The sequence below is a fragment of the Pedobacter caeni genome, assembly GCF_900129215.1.
Taxonomy (GTDB): domain Bacteria; phylum Bacteroidota; class Bacteroidia; order Sphingobacteriales; family Sphingobacteriaceae; genus Pedobacter; species Pedobacter caeni.
This window is the reverse complement of record NZ_FQUQ01000001.1, coordinates 440,012-459,974: the sequence shown is the minus strand read 5'-3', so window position 1 is coordinate 459,974 and position 19,963 is coordinate 440,012. Positions and strand designations below refer to the sequence as shown.

13 protein-coding genes are annotated in these 19,963 nt (G+C 42.4%); 5 read left to right on the top strand and 8 right to left on the bottom strand.

Going from position 1 to position 19,963, the window contains the following annotated elements; all coding sequences use genetic code 11:
• The first annotated feature begins 130 nt into the window (after window positions 1-130).
• Window positions 131-1,390 carry an ornithine--oxo-acid transaminase gene (gene rocD, locus BUC20_RS01830; RefSeq protein ID WP_073226661.1) on the top strand — a complete coding sequence of 420 codons (1,260 nt, stop codon included), beginning with the start codon at window positions 131-133 and terminating at the stop codon, window positions 1,388-1,390.
• A 16-nt stretch (window positions 1,391-1,406) separates the two neighbouring features.
• Here rocD and BUC20_RS01825 read toward each other — a convergent pair whose 3' ends face one another.
• From BUC20_RS01825 to BUC20_RS01800, 6 genes are all read right to left on the bottom strand, one after another.
• Window positions 1,407-1,955 (bottom strand): hypothetical protein, encoded by a 549-nt coding sequence (locus BUC20_RS01825; RefSeq protein ID WP_073226658.1) that lies wholly within the window; start codon window positions 1,953-1,955, stop codon window positions 1,407-1,409.
• A gap of 123 nt (window positions 1,956-2,078) precedes the next feature.
• A complete protein-coding gene (locus BUC20_RS01820) occupies window positions 2,079-3,335 on the bottom strand; it encodes a YdcF family protein (protein WP_073226655.1) in 1,257 nt (418 codons plus the stop codon).
• A gap of 66 nt (window positions 3,336-3,401) precedes the next feature.
• A complete protein-coding gene (locus BUC20_RS01815) occupies window positions 3,402-4,772 on the bottom strand; it encodes a RagB/SusD family nutrient uptake outer membrane protein (protein WP_073226653.1) in 1,371 nt (456 codons plus the stop codon).
• A gap of 10 nt (window positions 4,773-4,782) precedes the next feature.
• Window positions 4,783-8,076 carry a SusC/RagA family TonB-linked outer membrane protein gene (locus tag BUC20_RS01810; protein ID WP_073226650.1) on the bottom strand — a complete coding sequence of 1,098 codons (3,294 nt, stop codon included), beginning with the start codon at window positions 8,074-8,076 and terminating at the stop codon, window positions 4,783-4,785.
• A gap of 89 nt (window positions 8,077-8,165) precedes the next feature.
• Window positions 8,166-9,191: a FecR family protein gene (locus BUC20_RS01805; RefSeq protein WP_073226649.1), complete on the bottom strand. Its 1,026-nt coding sequence runs from the start codon at window positions 9,189-9,191 to the stop codon at window positions 8,166-8,168.
• Window positions 9,192-9,248: 57 nt separating this feature from the next.
• Window positions 9,249-9,797, bottom strand: coding sequence for an RNA polymerase sigma factor (locus BUC20_RS01800; RefSeq protein WP_073226646.1), 549 nt, complete (start codon window positions 9,795-9,797; stop codon window positions 9,249-9,251).
• Window positions 9,798-9,994: 197 nt separating this feature from the next.
• On the opposite strand from BUC20_RS01800, the gene BUC20_RS01795 reads away from it, so the two are divergent.
• Both BUC20_RS01795 and BUC20_RS01790 read left to right on the top strand, forming a co-directional pair.
• Window positions 9,995-10,354: a hypothetical protein gene (locus BUC20_RS01795; RefSeq protein WP_073226643.1), complete on the top strand. Its 360-nt coding sequence runs from the start codon at window positions 9,995-9,997 to the stop codon at window positions 10,352-10,354.
• Between the two features lie 30 nt (window positions 10,355-10,384).
• On the top strand, window positions 10,385-11,170 hold the full coding sequence (locus BUC20_RS01790; RefSeq protein ID WP_073226641.1) for a hypothetical protein: 786 nt from the start codon (window positions 10,385-10,387) through the stop codon (window positions 11,168-11,170).
• A 12-nt stretch (window positions 11,171-11,182) separates the two neighbouring features.
• On the opposite strand, the gene BUC20_RS01785 is transcribed toward BUC20_RS01790, so the two are convergent.
• The gene (locus tag BUC20_RS01785; protein ID WP_073226639.1) at window positions 11,183-11,674 is read right to left on the bottom strand and encodes a hypothetical protein; all 492 of its coding nucleotides are present in this window, start codon (window positions 11,672-11,674) and stop codon (window positions 11,183-11,185) included.
• A gap of 256 nt (window positions 11,675-11,930) precedes the next feature.
• On the opposite strand from BUC20_RS01785, the gene BUC20_RS01780 reads away from it, so the two are divergent.
• The gene (locus tag BUC20_RS01780) at window positions 11,931-14,096 is read left to right on the top strand and encodes a TonB-dependent siderophore receptor (RefSeq protein WP_073226637.1); all 2,166 of its coding nucleotides are present in this window, start codon (window positions 11,931-11,933) and stop codon (window positions 14,094-14,096) included.
• Window positions 14,097-14,107: 11 nt separating this feature from the next.
• On the top strand, window positions 14,108-15,136 hold the full coding sequence (locus tag BUC20_RS01775; protein WP_073226633.1) for an ABC transporter substrate-binding protein: 1,029 nt from the start codon (window positions 14,108-14,110) through the stop codon (window positions 15,134-15,136).
• A gap of 69 nt (window positions 15,137-15,205) precedes the next feature.
• On the opposite strand, the gene BUC20_RS01770 is transcribed toward BUC20_RS01775, so the two are convergent.
• Entirely contained in the window at window positions 15,206-19,858 is a 4,653-nt protein-coding gene (locus BUC20_RS01770) for a DUF3320 domain-containing protein (protein WP_073226631.1), read from the bottom strand.
• Between the last annotated feature and the right edge of the window lie 105 nt (window positions 19,859-19,963).

Genomic DNA, 19,963 nt, shown 5'->3' with positions numbered 1-19,963 from the left:
GATTACGTGATTCTTTTAAACAAGCCTTAGTGTTAAATACACTTTATAAACCCATATAAAAGTCAAATTAACTCCATTGAAAACGAAAAATAATAAATTTCATTATCTTTGCACCAATAAACAGTCAATTATGAATATTACAGCAAATTTAAGTAAAAGCGAGGAGCTAATAGAAAAAGAAGAAAGATATGGTGCACATAACTATCATCCACTGCCTGTTGTCCTGAAAAAGGGAAAAGGGGTTTTCGTCTGGGATGTTGAAGAAATGAGGTATTATGATTTTCTTTCTGCCTATTCAGCTGTGAACCAAGGGCATTGTCACCCAAGGATCATCAACGCACTTAAAGAACAGGCTGAAGAACTGACCCTGACTTCCAGGGCATTTCATAGTGACAAACTAGGGGATTTCGAAGAATTTGTATGTAACCTCTTTGGTTACGATAAATCGCTGATTATGAATTCCGGTGTGGAAGCAGTAGAAACGGCGATGAAGCTTTGTAGAAAATGGGCTTACCAAATTAAAGGTATTGAGCCTGATCAGGCTAAAATCGTCTTTGCTGATGGAAATTTTCATGGCAGAACCATTTCTGTCATTTCCGCATCTAATGATGAAAGTGCCAGGAAAGACTTTGGTCCCTTTGTAGGCGGAATTACCCATGTACCCTACAACGATGTGGAGGCTTTTGAAAGCCTTTTAAAGACAGATAAAAATATTGCAGGTTTCATAGTTGAACCCATTCAGGGTGAAGCTGGGGTTGTTGTACCAGATGCAGACTACCTTGTACGCATTAAAGCACTTTGCCAGGCTTATAACGTATTGTTCATTGCTGATGAAATCCAAACCGGAATTGCCCGTACAGGAAGTATGCTGGCCAGCTATGATGTCAATTCTGAAGATAAAAGCAACCAGCCAGACATTCTGATCTTAGGAAAAGCCATTTCAGGTGGGGTATTGCCGGTTTCGGCAGTACTGGCCAATGATGAAATCATGCTGACCATTAAACCTGGAGAACATGGTTCAACCTATGGAGGAAATCCTTTGGCATGTGCAGTTGCAAAAGAAGCCTTACAGGTAGCAATTGACGAAAACCTTGCTGAAAACGCCTATAAACTTGGGAACCTATTCAGAGCAGGATTAGAAAACATTGCTACAAAAACGGGCCTGATCCAATCAGTGAGAGGAAAAGGATTACTGAATGCAATTGTCATCAACTGCTCTGAAGAATCCGATATGGCCTGGAACATCTGCATGAAGTTTAAAGAGAATGGCTTACTTGCCAAACCTACTCATGGAAACAAGATCCGCTTTGCTCCCCCATTGGTGATCACTGAAGAACAGATTATGGAGAGTCTTGACATTATCGAGCGATCATTACTCAGTGTTGCCTAGAGCTTTATAACAAGAATTAATAAGCATCTTTAACAGTTAAGCTATAGGTATCCGGTGCTCCCGGAATCCCGCCGCCGGTAACAGCTGTCTTTACCAGTGTCACCGGAGTGCTGATATTAACGTGATATTTTCCGCTTGCATCTACGGTTACATCAGCAGTACCTCCTGATGTAGCAGTAGCGGCATAACTAACAGCACCAGTGGTTACTGCCGTCCCCACAACACAGGTTAGTGCCATATACCTTGTACCTGTATTGGCCGACATGACAGTAGTACTGGTCAGCGTATATTTCCCCGCTCCCAGGGCCGCAATAAAATAGGCATCCAATGCACTGCCGGAATACACACCATGATTGCCACCATCGCCGGAAGTCGTCACGACCACTCCTGCCAGGCCGCCACTGCTTCCCTGACTTGAAGCACCTCTGGTATAAGTATAGTTACCTAATTTCCAGCTGGATCCAGCTGCAGGTGGTTCAGGTGTGGGATCATTTTTTTTTCCTCCACAGGAAAACAATATCGTTGAGCAGGAGATCAAGGCCAGGAGTGCGAATGTTCTTTTCATTTTTTTAGGGTTAGATATGGAACCGAAAGTAACCAACAAAAACACATCATCCTGCTTTTTTGTTCAAAATACTGGTTTTCGGGGGTAATGATCTACCCGGGAACAGGTAGATCATCTGTCTGTTTATGGATCCATCGGTTCATCAAAATCGATTTGCAGAGACATTACATTTGGAAAAAATTCCAGTGCATTGTCCGACAAACGTTTTCCGATCCGGTAAGGTTCATATCCCAGTTCTTTGATACAACGTTGAGGCATCACATGACTGATATACCTGCTTTGTGATCTAACGGTTACAGTGAGTGCCACTTTATCCATGGGCATGCCATACCTGAACATGATCCTCGCCGCATTGCGCAAATTGGTAGTGGTATGTCTGGCATGGGGCTCCATCAGGATTGCACTTTCGGGAATATGTAAGCTATTCATTAAAAATCTCTTCATTTCATAAGCTTCACTGTACTTCGTTTTATAAGGGTGGACTCTCCCACCCGATACCATAATAAAAGGGGCAGCCCCATTATTGTACTGTTCTGCGGCAAGTCTGCATCGCAACATTCCCCCGGCACTGAGTTCTGTATCCCGTTCTTCCGGTCCTTCGCCCGGCACCAAAATCAGGCTGTATTTATAGGCAGAAAAATTTGTCTTTTTTATTGCACTGAGACTTGCTTTGTTTACCGTGCTCATCATTGGCTCATAATCTCCCGCTTCATTCCGTTCATTGATCTCCAGGGCAATCAGGGCAAACTGCATGGAAGGTTCAAAGAACAATTTATTTTTGGTGTTCAAACTTAGTAAAGCATTGGTATTGACCAGTTCCGGATAACCTTTATCCTTCACATTAAATCCTATAGAATCAATTTTCGGGTAATTGGGTTTGAATCCTTCTACGTATACTGCAATGGTATGGTTAACAGATTTCGCGTCTTGTTCCCAGGCTTTAACCAGCATTTCGACTGGTGCTAAATGACCATACATCGCATAACATCCTGAAGGAATAACATGCCGCTGCAGCATTACATTTAAAACATCCGTTTCTTTAAAAAGTTGAACTAAACGGGTACTGATAGCACTAATTTCATCTTCATTGAATTTGAAGGCATTGGCAAAACAGGTAATGTCGTTCCCACATTCTTTAATGGCATTCGCTATTTTTAAGGTTCTGTTTTTAAACAAAGTACTTAATCCGGGATCATTTTGAATCAGTTTTTTCAGACCCTGCTCCTGCTGGAATAAAGTAAACAGGTAGAAGTTTTTATATTGAACAGGGTTAGGTGTGCTTTGAAGAACATATTGAGGATTAGGTTTCTGGTTTTGCGCCCATGCTGCAATGCTGCAAAAACAGCTGCAGACTAAAAGGAAAAGGGATCTCAGTTTCATATCAGATCAGCGTATTTAAAGCAAAAGGCCGGTACTTTTATCGTACCGGCCTTTTTAATTAATGAATTAATTATAGCCAGCATTCTGCCAGCCGTTTTTATTATTGATATTGTCAATTTCCACCTGAGGAACCGGATAGATACTTCTGAAAGCAGGGATGCCCGGAAATATCGTAGCCATTTGATTTGTTCTTACAATATCAAACCAACGGTCGGCTTCCAAAGCCAGCTCCAATCTTCTTTCCAGGTATACCGCAGTCCTGAATTCGTTTTGCGAAGTCAATATTGCCGCGGTTCTTACAGATGCATTGGCATTTGAGCGGACTGCATTGATTGCTTTAAATGCTTCTGCGTTTCCATAAGCACCTTCATTTAATGCCTCTGCATACATCAGTAAAACATCTGCACTGCGGATAACCGGAAAATCACTACTCGTTTCATTGTTTACCTGCGGGCCATTAAATTTTCCAGGCCTGCCACCTGTACCTGTTGTGGCGACCAGTTCTTTACGGTTATCCCCTGCTTCAAATAAGGTTTGTGGGATATTAATGATATTTGTATTGTTGTTATTTCTATAACGATTATCCTGATTTACAAACTCCTTTAATCCTCCTGAAAGGTATTGAACTGCAAAAATAACATCCTTGCTTGTTTTGAGATTATTAGGAAAAGTGGTCGTTTGTGGTACTGTAGACAATACAGTTCCGGCATAAATCGCTGCTACAACAGGTTGCAGTGTAGCGGTTGCCAGATCAAATTTTTTCTGATAGAGATAAACCTTTCCCAGCAGTGCAGAGGCGGCATAACTCGTTGCCCTGCCTCGTTGAGCATCGGCCCATGAAACTGGTAGTTTCCCTGCTGCATCCTTTAGATCATCAATCACCTGTTGGTATACCTCTGCAGAAGTGGCACGGGAATTCTGTCTGGCTTCTTCTGTTTTCTGAACCTTAAGCACCAAAGGTACATTGCCCCAGAGGCGGGTTAAATTAAAATAGCTTAGCGCACGGATAAATTTTGCCTGCCCGATGATCTGATTTTTAGTCGTTTCGTTCATGCTGATGGCTGGTGCACGGTCTAAAATGATATTGCAGCGATAGATCGCCCGATAATTCCCTATCCAGGCACCGGCAAGAATAACGTTCACAGAGGTTTCTGAGAACACTTCAATCTGGTTACGTACCCCTGCTCCCGATCCAGGATCATTATCGGTCAGGTTATCCCCGCGAAGCTCTGCCAGCGTTAATAGATTATTTCCATAAAGACTATCCGTCTGCAAGGCATCATAACAGCTGACCAAACCTCCCTGCAGTCCTTTTTCATCATTATAAAATGTGCGCTCCGTATAAGAATCGAGTGGTTTTAAATCCAGGAATTTTTTGCATGATGTGGCAGTGATCATTAAGCCACAGATAAGGATTGATATGATATATGTTTTCATCTTTTTAAAATTATAAAGTGATGTTAATGCCTATTGATGTTGTTTTTGCAGTTGGATATACCCCGTAGTCCTCGCCATTTGTAGTGGCATCGGCACGGTTGGTCACCTCCGGATTATAGCCTGTATATTTGGTGAATGTAAAAGGATTCTGCATAGACACATAAATCCTGACTTTAGTTAAAGCTGCTTTCTTTACAAAACTTGCAGGCAGTGTATAGCCCAGAGCGATATTCCTGATGCGCAAATAGGAACCATTTTCAATATGCCAGGTAGATGTAGTGCCATTGCTTCCTTTGGCCGCACGGTTTGCCCTTACATCCTGGCCACTTCCCGGATTACTTTCTGAAATCCAGCGGTCCAGTGAACTCACCATATTGTTCATATTTCCTTCTTTGTTCGCAAAATACCTGCGGGAAAGGTTAAGGATTTTATTTCCATAAACACCCTGCATGGATACGTTCAGGTCTATTCCTTTATATTCTGCAGAAGTCGCAAACCCATACGTGAACTTCGGCAGGTAATTTCCTACGATCTCCCGGTCTTTTGCCAGATCGATGATCCCGTCGCCGTCCACATCTTTAAATTTAAAATCACCTGGTTTAGAAGTATTCACGTCAAAATTACCTTGTGTATCCGTATAATGAGGATAGGCATCTACTTCGGCCTGGTTTTTAAATACACCTAAAACTACCGGCAAGTAGTAAGACCCAATAGGCTCACCTACTCTGGTGATGAAGTAAGCATTTGCCACAGAGCCGGTTTTGATGATATCTGCATTGCCGGGTCCCAACTCTACTACTTTGTTTATGTTTTTAGAGAAATTGGCACTTGCATTCCATTTGACACCACCGAATTGTTGTTGTGTGCCTAAATTGATGTCAATCCCTTTATTGTTCACCTTACCAATATTTTTCAACTCGGTGGCAAAACCAGTAGAGATCGGCACCGGTACATCCAGTAGCAGATTATTGGTATTACTATTATACACATCTACGGATAATGTAAGTTGATTTTTGAAAAATGCGGCATCAAAACCCAGATTTAACTGTGCCGTTTTTTCCCATTGCAGGTCGTCATTTGGTTGGGTGATTGGAGCTGCACCATTAATCACACCAGGAGTTGTACCGCCAAATACGTAACCATAATTATTCATTGAGCCCTGAGCGGCATAATTAGGAATATTAAAATTCCCTGTTAAACCATAACTGGCCCTCAGTTTCAAGTCGGAAATGGATTCCGAGTTTTTAAGGAAATCTTCTTCAGATAATCTCCATCCCACTGATGCTGAAGGGAAGTAACCCCATTTGTTGTTCTTTCCGAATTTTGAAGAACCATCCGCCCTTAAGGAACCTGTAAACAAATACTTCCCTTTGTAACTGTACTGCAACCTGGCAATACCTGAAGCCAAAGCCCATTGCGTTCTGGTAGCTGTTCCATTGGTCACAATACCAGCCTTGATAAATTCAACCTGGTCACTGATAAATCCTTTGGAAGCAAAGGCATAATTACCGCTCAGATCATCCTTTTGCGTAGACCAACCGATCAGGGCATTGATGTTATGATCGCCAATGGTTTTTGCATAATTTAAAGTTTGCTCTAACAGCCAGTTGGTTTCTTTTATCGTTCGGGAAGAGCCCGTTGCTTCCGACAATGGATTTCCCTTGGTATTGGATTGCGGAAATGTAGATGGCCTGAAGATATCTTCGGAACTGTTAAACAGGTCAATTCCCAACTGAATCTTATATTTTAAATCTTTCATCAGTTCAGCTTCCAAAAAAGCACTCCCGGTCATTCTGGTTGTAGCTACGTCGTCTTTTTGGAGCATCGCCAATGCGACCGGATTCCAGGCTTGTGTTCCTCCATTACCATTTTCTGGTTTATTGTTTGGCAAAATGGTAGTGGTACCGGCACTCCAGGAATTCTGGTCAAAGTTATAGCTGCCATCCGGATTGTATACCGGAAAAATTGGTGCATAATGCAAGGCAGATGCCACAATCCCCCCTCCATTAGAATTATAGGCCCCGTTGGCATTTACTTTCTTTTCATTGATCACTGACGGGCTGAAATTAACACCGTATCTAAAGACCCCTTTTTTGCCTTCCAGGTTTAACCTGCCGCTATAACGTTTGAACCCACTGTTTAAAATGATCCCGTCCTGATCAAAATACTCCAGTGAACCATAATATTTTAACAACTCACTACCACCTGCTGCAGAAATGGAATGGTTTTGTATTGGTGCGGTTCTAAAGATTTCATTTTGCCAGTCGGTATTTGTTAAGCCCTGCTGACCTTGTAAATAAGGTAAAACTTCCAATGGCAAAACCGTATTGGTATTGTTGCCGGTATTAAATAGACGTACACCATTGTTGTCATTTACACTAAAATTTACCACAGGTTGTCCTCTGTCAACATATTTTCTGTTGTTGGCTTCCATCACATCCACATAGGAGTTGTTCCTTGATTCCAGGACCATCTGCGCGTACTGGTAAGCATCCATCATCTTAATTTTATGTGCCAGTGTTTGCCATCCGGTATAACTGTTTACACTGATCGTCGAGACTCCATTTTTACCTTGTTTTGTGGTGATCAATACCACCCCGTTAGATCCTCTTGAACCATAGATTGCAGCTGAAGATGCATCCTTTAACACCTCAATAGAGGCGATATCGTTGGTATTCAAGGTATTGATATTATCGTTCGAGATGGGTACACCATCGATTACATACAGTGGATTTGAACCTGCTGTAATCGTCCCGACCCCACGAACCTTGATCGCCAATGCACCTCCCGGAGCTCCTGAACCCTGGGAGACCTGTACACCTGCCATTTTCCCGACCATCGCCTCTGCCGCATTGCTAATCGGCTGATTCTCGAGATCTGCGGCTTTAATACTTGCAATAGATGTCGTTACATCCTTCTTCTTCTGACTTCCATACCCCACAATAACCACATCTGTCAATGAGGTGGAAGTGGGATTTAACTGGATCAGCAAAGTGGCCTGCTCCCCTGCTTTGAGTACATAATTGTCTATGGTTTTGGTCACGTAACCAATAAACGAAGCGCTGATACTGTAAGGTACGTTTGCAGAAAGGCCCTTTATCTGAAACTGACCTTCCGAATTGACCATGATCCCCTTCTTTTCATTTGTTTTCGTATTCAGTAAAAGTATGGAGGCCCCCAATAAAGGCTGCCCGGTTTCATCTTTTACAATCCCCGTGATCTCTGATGTCTGAGCCCAGGATTTTGCCGACACTGATATCATCAGCAGGCAAAAGAACAAGTGTGTAGTAATTTTTTTAATCATTTCTGTTTTTGTTTGGTTGTTTTTTGGCAAAAAAGATCCCTTCCCACCATTTCATGTGGGTTAATTTTTATTCTATTATGGTTTTGGATTTACTTTCTAATCAGGTAACCTTCGGTTGTTTTAATTTGATTTAGTTTGTTTAATTCGGCAATTTCCCCTAAAATAGCAGTTATGGGTTGTGTCAGTTTTAAGCTTCCTGTAAAGGACATGCCGGATAAATCAGCATGGTCATAAGCGATCTTCACATGATAATGTTTTTCCAGTTTTTCGAAAACATCAACCAAAGGTGCCTGTGTAAAGTTCAGTTCTTTGATGGCACTTTCCTTTCTTAAGCTTAAAGCTTTGGAATCAGAAACGCTCACTTTATTCGCAAGGCTGTTGTATACCAGTTCTTTTCCCGGAAGGAGCACCTCAGTAAATCTGGAAATCTGACTTAGGGAATCTGTGCTTTTCACCAAAACCTTACCGGTATGCAGCTGTACTTTAATCATCCTGCTTTTGCTTAGGGCTGTAATGGTAAAAGAGGTACCCAGGGCCGTGGTAGAAATTCCCTTAGCATAGACCACAAAAGGATGTTTGCTGTCTTTTGCAATATTGAAAAAGCTTTTTCCACTTAAATACACTTCTCTCTTGTTTTTCACGAATGGGATGGCATACCTCAGTTCCGCTCCCGGAAATATGTTAACAGTAGAATTGTCGGGCAGGGTAAATAACTGATTGTTTTCTGTGTAGTTTACAATTGATTTCCAGCTGATCTGGTTTGCGGTTTCAACAGATGAAACTGCACTTTTGGCCAGATCCGGATTTGACTTATTGTTGGGCCAGTTAAAGAGGCCAATCAAAAGTACCGCCAGAACTACTGCTGCTGCTGAAGTGATTTTAATCCATTTTAACCGATAGACTTTGGCTATGGTCTGCTTTTTGACCACATTAAACATCTCCTCAGTTTTTACCTCATCTATTGCGGCATCACTGGTTTGATCCCATTCCTCCTTACTTAATAGATGGCTTGGCAAGTCGTCAGTTTCATTTAAATAAGCGGCCACCTGCAGTCTTTCTTCGGGGCTGCATTGTCCTTTAAAATATTTATCTAACAACTCATCAGATACACTCATACTACTAATACGATTGAATTGGGGACAAACCCGTAACGGATAAAAAATATTTTTTTATTAAGGGAGAAACTTAGCCATAAGGATAAACAATGGCAGATATGCGTAGCCATCAAGCTGTTTGATCGCAAGTGAGATGTGCTTTTCAACCGTCCTGGGCGAGATCGAAAGCTGTTCGGAGATTTCCTTATAAGAGTACCCCTGCAGGCGACTTAAAATGAAGACTTTTTTGCGTGTCGGGGGAAGCACACTTAAGGCCACCTCTAATTGCTGATTGGTTTCAAACTTCTGATTCTGATCAACGCTTTCTTCAGAAAGCCTGTTGTAATAGAGTTTAAGGTTCCGCTCGTCGTTACTCAGCTTTTTAAAGTAATCCAGTAAGGTGGTTTTTGCGATGCGGAACAATTGTACATCAAGCTCATGTTCTTCAGAAAGCGTATGCTTAAAATTCCATAATTTGATGAAAGCAAGCTGAGTGAGTTCCTGCGCCATATCTTCGGAGGCCGTCTTCTTAAAAAAATAGGCATAAACCTTTTTATGACATAGCGTAAAGACTATTTCAAAAGATACATGATCACCCTCTTTTATACTTTGGATATAGTTCAACATTGCTGCACAAAACTACTGGCTATATATTAGCCAAAACTAAATATAGTGTTAATTCTGATTTAAATTTACGCCAGCCTATTTATTACAACTCAAAATTGTCTGTCTTTTTATCCGAATACCAATCTACTTCCTTTATCCTGCATGCAACCAGATGAAATAATTGGAATTATATTTGATGTAAGCGTTAAAAAGACCTTATGAGTTACGACGTACAACTTTTCAAAAGCGAAACAAAAACCAAGGAACAAAGCTCAGATAATGAAAACTTTTTTGATGATGAAAAAAACCTTGTACCTTTCACATCGGAAGAGATTAAGTACCTAAGGGAATGCCTGGAGAGCTATGGATACGTTCAAAACGAAAGCAGGGCCGATGGACAAAGTTTTGCGCATGAGGAATTTACGATTACGGCATTATTAACAGACAGAGGATTGTATTTTAATGCAGGTTTTGATACAGATAGCATATTCGAAGCCGGAATGACCGCCTCTGAGCTGACAGATAGTGGTACTTTTGAAAAGTACGATCCTCAAAATGGCGGATGGGAAGAGCTATAACCACACAAAAGACAATCAAAAGTAAAGACATTGAAAGATTACAAACCTCTATTTAAAACAGATCAGCCAACTGTAGCTGACAAATGGGGACTCATCAGGACCCTGATTGAAGACTGGTATGACTTTGAAATTCCCAAAACAGATGATTTGGAAGCATTTTCTGAGCTTGAAAAGAGGTTGAATTTAAAGCTACCCGCTGCGATCAAAGCATATTTTCTTTTATCAAAACAACTGAAAGAAGTCGTGTATACTTATCCTAACGGACAAAAAGATAACTGGTTTGCAAATATTTTCAGAGATGGTTTTATCATTTCAGATTTTAAGGGGCACAACGCCATTACCCTAATGGTACAGGCTGAACAAGATATGTACTGGGCCATAAAAAAGGAAGATCTCCTTGAAGACGATCCGGCTGTATATTGTTATCTGCTCGATTATGATGATGACACGAACGAAAAGTTCGATTTTTTTGGTTTGGCTTCTTCTTCGGTCTCCTCATTTGTGACCGATCATCTCCTCTCCTATCTCAGTAACTGCAGTACTTTCGCTATGCCTGCCGAAGATATTGATCAACTGAGAACTATACTAAAGTTAAACCTGGCAAATCACTATAAATCCGGGGATCTGGAAATATTTGAAGATGAAAACATCATTGCATTTTTTTCCAGAAATATATTTGAAGAAGAAGACAGCTATTCGCTATATTTTCATTTGAAAGAAAACAGGGAGATCAGCTCGGTTCCCGCTCCTTTTTTGGATCTGCTAAAACAGAGGGGTGCAGGCTGGACATCGGGCCGTTTTAACGATTACAGATAAATCATCAAAAAATCAGGGATCGATATATTCACTATCTTCCAAATTGTCTACACTGATCGGATCTGTCAACTTATAGGTAACAGAAATTCCAAGAGGGTCACAAATTTCAAACTTACCTTCTGCAAACCGCATCATCCATTCATTGGAATCCTCCCAAAAAATCAACTCTGGATGGTCAACAGGAAAGTGTCCGATGTCAAGAGACAGAAGATCGTCTTCAGTTTCCTTTATTTTATACCTGTCCCGTTGCGCTGTCAAAGTTTGTTTGATAAACACAACAGACTTTTCCAGGTATTGATTAATGTCCGAAGCGATCAATTCCATAAGCTCAATGGTAACAGGCGGAATGAGGCTTTTTTTTGTAAAAATACAGATCGGAATATTTCCAGAAAACAGGCCACCTGTAGCATCAATGCTCCCTGTCCAGAAAAAATCGTTTTCCGGCCCTTCTCCCAAACTGAATTCACCAAATTGTGAGTTATATGTATTACTAATAGCTGGCATGTTAAAATTTAAAATATCTGACTGATACAGGGTCCGGTTTACCTATCAGGATGTACAATATGCGTTTCCATACCGATTCAAATAAAGTGATCCTTTACTACTGATCAAATTTACAGATCATTTTCAATATTTCAATTCTGTAACCTTAAAACAAACCACCAGCCTGCTCAGTTTCTCATCCTGCATTAATATAGTTCTTATCATAGCCTAATCTCTTTCTTTTTTCTTTGTAAGAAACAAAAAAGGTACTTCACACATGATGAAACACAAGAACAGTATTATTCTGGCCGCCGTTGTCTTTAGCTTTTCTCTTTCAGCCAATGCTCAGCAGGCCAGGCAGGACAGTTTAAAAAACTACCGTTTAGAAGAGATCTCCATCTTCTCTAAATATTACAAAAAATATAAGTCCGCTCAATTATCTGATATGTTGCGACTGACTACCCCCCTCTTAAATATCCCTCAGAATATTCAGATCCTTAATTCAGAGATCCTCAGAGATCAGGCTGTTTACAACATCAACGAGAGTGTTACCCGAAATGTGAGCGGAACACTGCGGGAAGAGCTTCACAATGGAATATCACCGGATATTTACTCCCGTGGAGGTTATATCAGTGCACAGCGAAACGGTATAGACATGCGTCCACTTGGTAAAGGGCCATTGTCAGACGACATCGCCATTATTGAAAGTATTGAATTTCTTAAAGGCCCGGGGAATTTCATGCACGCCATGAGCGACCCATCCGGTTCCTATAATATTGTCACCAAGAAGCCTACCGGACAAACCAAAAAAAGTGCAGACATCTTGTTGGGTAGTTTTAATATGCTTCGCGCAGCACTGGACCTGGATGGCAAATTAGACCAGCAAAATAAACTCCAGTACCGGGTTAATGTGATGGGTATGGGTGCCAAAGGATTTTTAAAGCACGATCGTAACAGCAGAATTTTACTGGCCCCTTCCTTAAAGTATAACTTCAACAGCAATTCCTCTTTAACAGGAGAATATATTTATCAGCACCTCAATTACCTGATGTTAAGTGAGGCGCAGTCCTCTCCATATGGCTACGGGACGCTTCCCGGAGATTTTAGCATCACCGACCCCAGCATCAGGCCTTTCGTTGGGAAAGATCACAATACCTTCCTTACCTATCAAAACAAATTTAAGAAAGACTGGCAGCTAACTGCTAAAGTCTCCTATGTAAATAGCAGTTACGATGGCACATTGTTCTGGGTATATGGGGCTAATCCTACGAATAAAGACATGTTGGACCGGAACCTGGTTTACGACTCCAACAAATACACCATTTTTTCTACTCAGGCCTACCTTAATGGTGCATTCAAAACAGGAAGTATCAGTCACAAATTTATTGCGGGTATGGATGTCAATAACAAGTCGTCCAGAAGCTGGGATACCTGGGGAACTGCAAGTGCAATATACCCACTCAGCATCTCCAATCCGGTTTACGCAGATGTTATTCTAAACAATGGAACCGGTGGGAATTTTGAATCTGAAAACAGCTCTTCTGCTGTGATCAATAAAATCCATAGAAGACTCAATTATGCCTCTGTCTATGCGATGGATGAATTGGCTTTATTAGACGAAAAACTAAGAATTTCGCTTGGTCTGCGTCTGACTTCCTCTGATGGAAAAACAGATGATTATGGCCAGGAAAGTCAATCCAGGGATTGGGCAGTCACCCCTCGCCTTGGCCTGAGTTATGCGCTTAGCAAAAGCTCATCTATATATTTCCTGTACGACCAGACTTATCTTCCTCAAGCAGGGATGTCCATAGAAAAAAAGGCGCTCAAACCGCTAAAAGGAACAAACTATGAAGTTGGGGTTAAGAAAGACTGGGCAGATGGCGACTGGAACACGACCTTATCGCTCTACACCATCGACCGAAATAGATTGGTTACCCCAGACCCCATATCAAATCTGCTCTATCAAACCGGAAAAAGCCAGTCTAAAGGTGTGGAGTTCGACCTGAAAGGCAGGATCGCAAAAGGATTAAATGTCATCCTTAATTATGCCTACACTGATTCCAGAATTACCGAAGATGACCTGCAGCCTGCAAACATCGGTAAGGCTACACCGAACCGGGTAAAACACATTCAAAACACCTGGATCAACTACTTATTACCTTTTGAAAAAATAAAGGGTTTTACCGCATCGGTCGGTTATCAGTTATTAAGCGGACGAACTGAGCGCTTTACTGCCACCAGTCCCGACAACCTGAAAGACCTCTTCAGACTGGACAGTGGAATAGGCTGGAGTAATGAAAAATACAACATCAATCTCCTGGTCAACAATGTCCTGAATACTAAAATGTATTCAACAGCCTGGAGAAATAAAGGTGGAGATATGTACTATTGGGTACAACAAGCTCCTGTCAATGCCAGACTTTCCTTACGCATTAATCTTTAAATCCTTTTCAAATGAACAGAGTTATCACAACCCTCATCGTCATCCAGACGATGATCTTCCTCAGCTGTACAAATCCTGCAAAAGAAAATCCTGCAAACGAAAAACCTCAAAAAGAGAAAGCAATAGTTGTAAAAGATGCTTCGGGCTACACCGTAGAGCTCGACAAGCCTGCGCAGAGAATCGTATGTCTTTATGAACCGGCACTGGATGCACTTTATATGCTGCATGCGGAAAAGCGCATCACCGGTATTTTCAACGATATTTATACCAGCAATGAACTATATCCCTATTACTCCAAACTGGATGACAGAATTCTGCAAAAGCAACTGTCGACCCCAGGTAGCAACGGCACCGCAAACATAGAGGGCATCACCATGCTTAATCCTGACCTGGTGATTGTCCAGTCTGCTCACGAAGAACTTGGACAGGCATTGCGATCGCTTGGAATCCCCGTTTATACCACCAAGGTCGAACAATATGCTGAAGTATTTAAAACCGTCCATGACCTGGCAATGCTTACGGGAACTCAGGAAAGAGCTACTGAGCTGATTTCCTACGTCAAAGATGAGTATGCCATCATGAAAAAAACGGCTGACACCCTATCGTCCAGAAAAAAAGCTTATTTCTCCTGGGCTTATGGCCGCATATTTTCTACTACCGGCCGCAATAGCATGATGCACTTTTGCCTGGAAGCAGCAGGTGTAGAAAACGTATGTAAGTTTGACCTCGATCAACCCAATATCAGCCCCGAGACGCTAATGGACTGGAATCCGGATTTGATCATTATGTGGAACGACAGCCCGAATGAGTTCTATAAGAAGAAAGAACTGGCCGAAATATCGGCCATAAAGAACAAACAAATCTACAATCTGCTGCCCATGTTCTTCTATAATCCACATACTTTAAAATCCCTGAATACAGCGGTCAGCATTCACCATTGGGCTTATCCAAATCAGGAGATAAAGATCAGAAACACGATAGAACCAATTATTCTAAAGTTGTATGGCGAAAAAGGCAAAAAGCTGATTCCCCTGATTTGATAAAAACTCATTTAAGAGCTGGTGTATGATCATATACCAGCTCTTTATAAAACCACTCTTTCAAGGACTTTAAATCTCCTTCAGCAACTCCCCGTCTTTTCTGATCTTACCTGCTTTTACATTCTGCTCCAACATCAGCAGCAGCTCATTTTTCATTTCCTCGGTCACCCTGCTAAAACCAAATAACCTTGCAATCAAGGGGGCTGCCAGCTCTGGCTGAATGGCAACAGATTCCTGTACCACCTTCACCACTGCCGAACTCATTTCTTCCGGAGCGATGTAAGTCAGCTTTTTAGAAGTACTGTTTAAACCTGCCCTGTTACGGATAATCGCAGTTTTCATCTCCGGATGCCATAGAAAATCCTCCTTCCTGTTGATCAAACCCGAACTTACAGCCGCTGCAGTAGCTGCTTCCAGCGTATAACGTACCCTTGAGCCAATCTTTGAAAGGCCCGCAGCATCCGCAATTCTTCTGGCCATTTCATCAAAATGTACCGGACTCTCTTTTTCTACCACTTTTGCAATCCAATTTCCTATTTTATCAAAGGGCAAAAGATGTAATTCTTCTATGTTCTTGGCAATGGACAGCTTGGCCTGTTCGTAGACCGGAATACTCAGGTCAACCACCTCCGGCTCCTCTCTTTCCATTACAACCGGTTCTACCTGAATCTCTTCCTGATCATCAAGCGATATCTGTGCTTTTACTTTCTCCAAAAAATCCAGCAGGCGCTGAAACTCCCGCTCAGGATTGCGGTACCATTCTGTACTCCAGACCTGATACATCTTCCATCCGATCCCCTGTAATACCTGTTTACGCAAGCGGTCACGGTCGCGCGCAGATTTAGATTGACCATAGGACTCCCCATCACAATCAATCCCCAGCAAATATCTGCCAGGGTGTTCCGGATCAACTACAGCCAGGTCCAGATAAAACCCTTCAGACCCCACTTTATTCCTAACCGTATAACCTGCAGCTGTTAACCGGTCTGCAATCATTTGCTCAAATGGACGCTCCGTAAGTACCGGTACATCCTGATCTACCGCAAACTTGCCATGTTGCGCAAAATACAGGAAGCTTTTTAACGCCCTGATGCCAAATTTGGTGCTTTCAGTGGTCACGATATCATCGGAAGTGATGTTAGCGAAAACTTCACACCGGTATTTTGCTCTTGTGATCAAGACATTCAATCGTCTTTCTCCTCCTTCATTGTTCAGCGGACCAAAACTCATGGGTACTTTTCCATCCTCAATTCTGCCATAGCCGATACTGATGAAAATCACATCCCGCTCATCTCCCTGTACATTCTCCAGATTCTTTACAAAAAATGGCTCATCAGCATGGCTCCTGAAAAAGTTCTCCGTTTCAGGATTCTTTCTGCGTTTCATTTCGAGCGTATTTTGTATGGCCTGCATCTGGGAAGTACTGAAGGCTACTACGCCAAGACTTTGTTTTGGATGGTGTAAGGCATGCTGAATCACCGCCTCTGCAACAATTTCTGCTTCAATCGGATTGCTCCTGGTTTTTCCACGGTCATACACCGCGTCTGGCAGATGATGAAAAGCCAATCCCATTTTGGTTTTTGAACCCGGACTAGGGAAAATCACCAGTTTATTTTCGTAAAACTCCTGATTGGACAAGCTGATTAATGATTCATGGCGACTTCTGTAATGCCAGCGCAGCATGCGTTGCGGTGCCCCCTGACTATCAGCCATTCCAAGAATACTTTGCATATCAGCGGTTACATTGTCTTCATCCTCCGTTTCGGTGTTCAGCTTGTCAAAGAAACTCGTTGGCGGCAATTGTTTCGTATCTCCAACAACCACCAGCTGTTTCCCGCGCAATACCGCCCCCAATGCCTCAACCGGACGCACCTGACTTGCCTCATCAAAGATCACCAGATCAAACTCAATATCACCCGGAGGAAGGAAACTGGCAATAGACATCGGACTCATCATAAAAACCGGCTTAATGGCCTGAATCGCCAGGCCTGCTTCCTGCATCAGTTTACGGATCGGCATATGCCTTGCCTTCCGGTTAAACTCGGTACGCAAGACACTCATTTGTCCGCCGCCTTCCTGTTTGGGTAGGGACTCAAAATGCGTCAATGCGACACGCGCCCTGTTGTAAACCAGATTCAGTACATCCAGTTTTTTAAACTTCTCTATGCTCTCTTCATGACTTGTACGTTCAAAACCACGTAAAGGTGGCCTTTCGGTCATGACCTGGGTAATCAGATGTTCATACCAGGTTTTCTGTAAGGAAACTTTTAAATAAGCGGCAGCTCCCTCCCATTCTGCAGCCAGTGTAGTCAGGTAACCAAAACCTTCCTGTTCAGTAGTTTCGACGAGGTTGTTCCATTGCACAGTGTGATGAAGTTCCACAAAACGATCATACCAGCTTTGCAGCAAACCAAGCTGAGCATTGAAGTTCAGCGCAGACAATCGTCTATCTTCAGACACCATATCATTGTCGAAATTCAGTTTTCCCAGTAAGGCATCAAAACTATGATGCTGATCAGATGAAGCAGCGCTTAACTTAGCCGCCAATTCAGCAGCACGTGCAGGGTTTTCATTTTTGCTCAGCACTTCCAGAACAGTAGCGGGGTACGCCATATTGGAAATGCCACTATGTACTTTAGAAAGGAACTGAAGTATCTCATATAGCTCCTTCCAACGGGTTTTCAGCTTCTGCCACCTGGATCCAAATACCTTTATCGCCAAAGCCTCATGCTCCGCCAAAGTAGCACCCAATCTGTTGGCTTCCAGAATGTCATCAGTGTACCTGATTTTAGTCGCGAGGTCGTCAGGCAATGGCACGAGAGAAAAGGAAGCCAGTTCCTTTACGCTTCTTTTATAATCGCCAATAAGGAATTTATACCATTTTTTTCCATGTGTCAGCAGGTTCTGCCTGATCTGCAAAACGTTTTGACTCCAGGCTTCCGGTAAAAGAACCTGATCGTAAGAATGCTTTAATATCGTAAGGCGGTCTCCGGTTTCCAATAGCTCCCTCAGGTCTTCATAATTCGCTGTCCAGGCAATGTCTTTAACCGCGATCTCTCTTAAATCCGGGCTTTCGGCAACCACATTTGCGACAACGATCAATCCATCGGTTTCTGTGGAAGTTGCCGCTTCTGGCATGAGCAACGATGCCGAAACTTCTTTTGCCGTATGAACCAGGCTTTTTGTGCTTTTTAGTGCAGTATCTATTAAAGCCTGATAAGCTTCTTGTTCATGGTTGAGCAACAGCTTAAGTTTTGCTCCATAAAACAATAAGCTGGCCGGAACTCCGATTTCTTTCAATCTGGCCTCAATCTCTTCTGCCCTTTTCTCCGCTTTGCTCATCCGGAGCATATCCCAGCTTTCGATATCGGCAACCGGCACATTAGCCAGTTTTATGTCTTGATATTGATCCGTTATTTGTTGCAGATAGCCAATCACTTTTTGTCCGGATAAGCCACTCTTACCGATTTCCTGATTGATCGAATTGCAATAACCATTTAGTCTGCCGCGATAAGCATCCAGTTCAACCAACTCATTTTCTAAATGTGTTAAAGTAGGTTTCCCAAGATCCAGAACGCGTTTTAACTCTGTATGTAACTCTCTTTTATTGGCTTTATGGCTGTGCAGTTCCAAACAAGCCTCTCCCAGATGAATGGAATCCAGCCGGCGTTTCACCACCTCGAGCGCCGCCATCTTCTCGGCTACAAACAACACTTTTTTACCATGACCAACTGCATTTGCAATCAGGTTGGTAATGGTCTGCGATTTTCCTGTTCCCGGAGGCCCCTGGATCACCAGGTTTCTGCCCTCATGAACGGCCAGCATTGCCAGCACCTGCGAGCTGTCTGCATCTACCACATGAAACAGTTCATTGGCTTTGGTCTCTTTATCCAGGTTATGTTCGGCATTGGCAGTTGGCTGCGCTTCTGTAAAACCTCCACCAAATAATGAGGTAAGAATATCATGATCATCGGGCTTACCATCTTCCGGCCATTTGCTGCTATCCAGATCATGATAGATCATAAACTTTCCGAAAGAGAAAAAACCAAGCTCAATTGCATCCTGCGCTATGCTCCAGGCAGCATGGTGTTTTACCCTTTCTGCAATGTCTTCCATATAAGCCTTAATGTCAAAATCTTCCATTTCTCCTAAATCAGGGATGGTAATGTTGAAATCGGCCATCATTTTAGCCTGTAAAGAAAGATTAGCCCCAATGTCTCCACCTGTATACCTCAACCTGAAACGCTCACTTGCACTCGATCTTTCGAGTGTTACCGGGAGCAAAACCAGTGGCGCCTGATGCGGTTCGGTGGTATTGCCCTGCTCATACCAGTTCAGCATACCCAGCGACAGGTACAAAATATTAACCCCCTGTTCCTCTATGCTGGTACGGGCAAAATAATAGGTATTGAGGATCTTAGTTTGAAGTTTCTGTTCCGGATCCTCCGTTTGCAGTCGTGTATCATTGTAGGCATCTTCTTGTTCAGCTTCGCTAAGCGCTGGCATTTCAACAGTATCATCGTCTTCTTTTTCAGGTCTGCTTAGAAAAGTCATCGCTTTGTTCTGACGAACTATAATGTCAAAAATTGAGGTTGATTTTTCCTGCACCACATGGATGCCCCTCGCCTTTTGTACTTTGTAATTTATTAGGGTGTTGCGCATACCCAAATCCAACAGCTCTTTTCTTGAGGCTTCTAGTTTGGGAAGGATGGATTCCTGCATATATCGATTGTTATGAGTAGAAAATTCTAATATCTCCAAATATACTCGATATACCAATAAACGTGCCCATTCGAAATTTGAAGATCAGATGAAATTTAGTTGGAT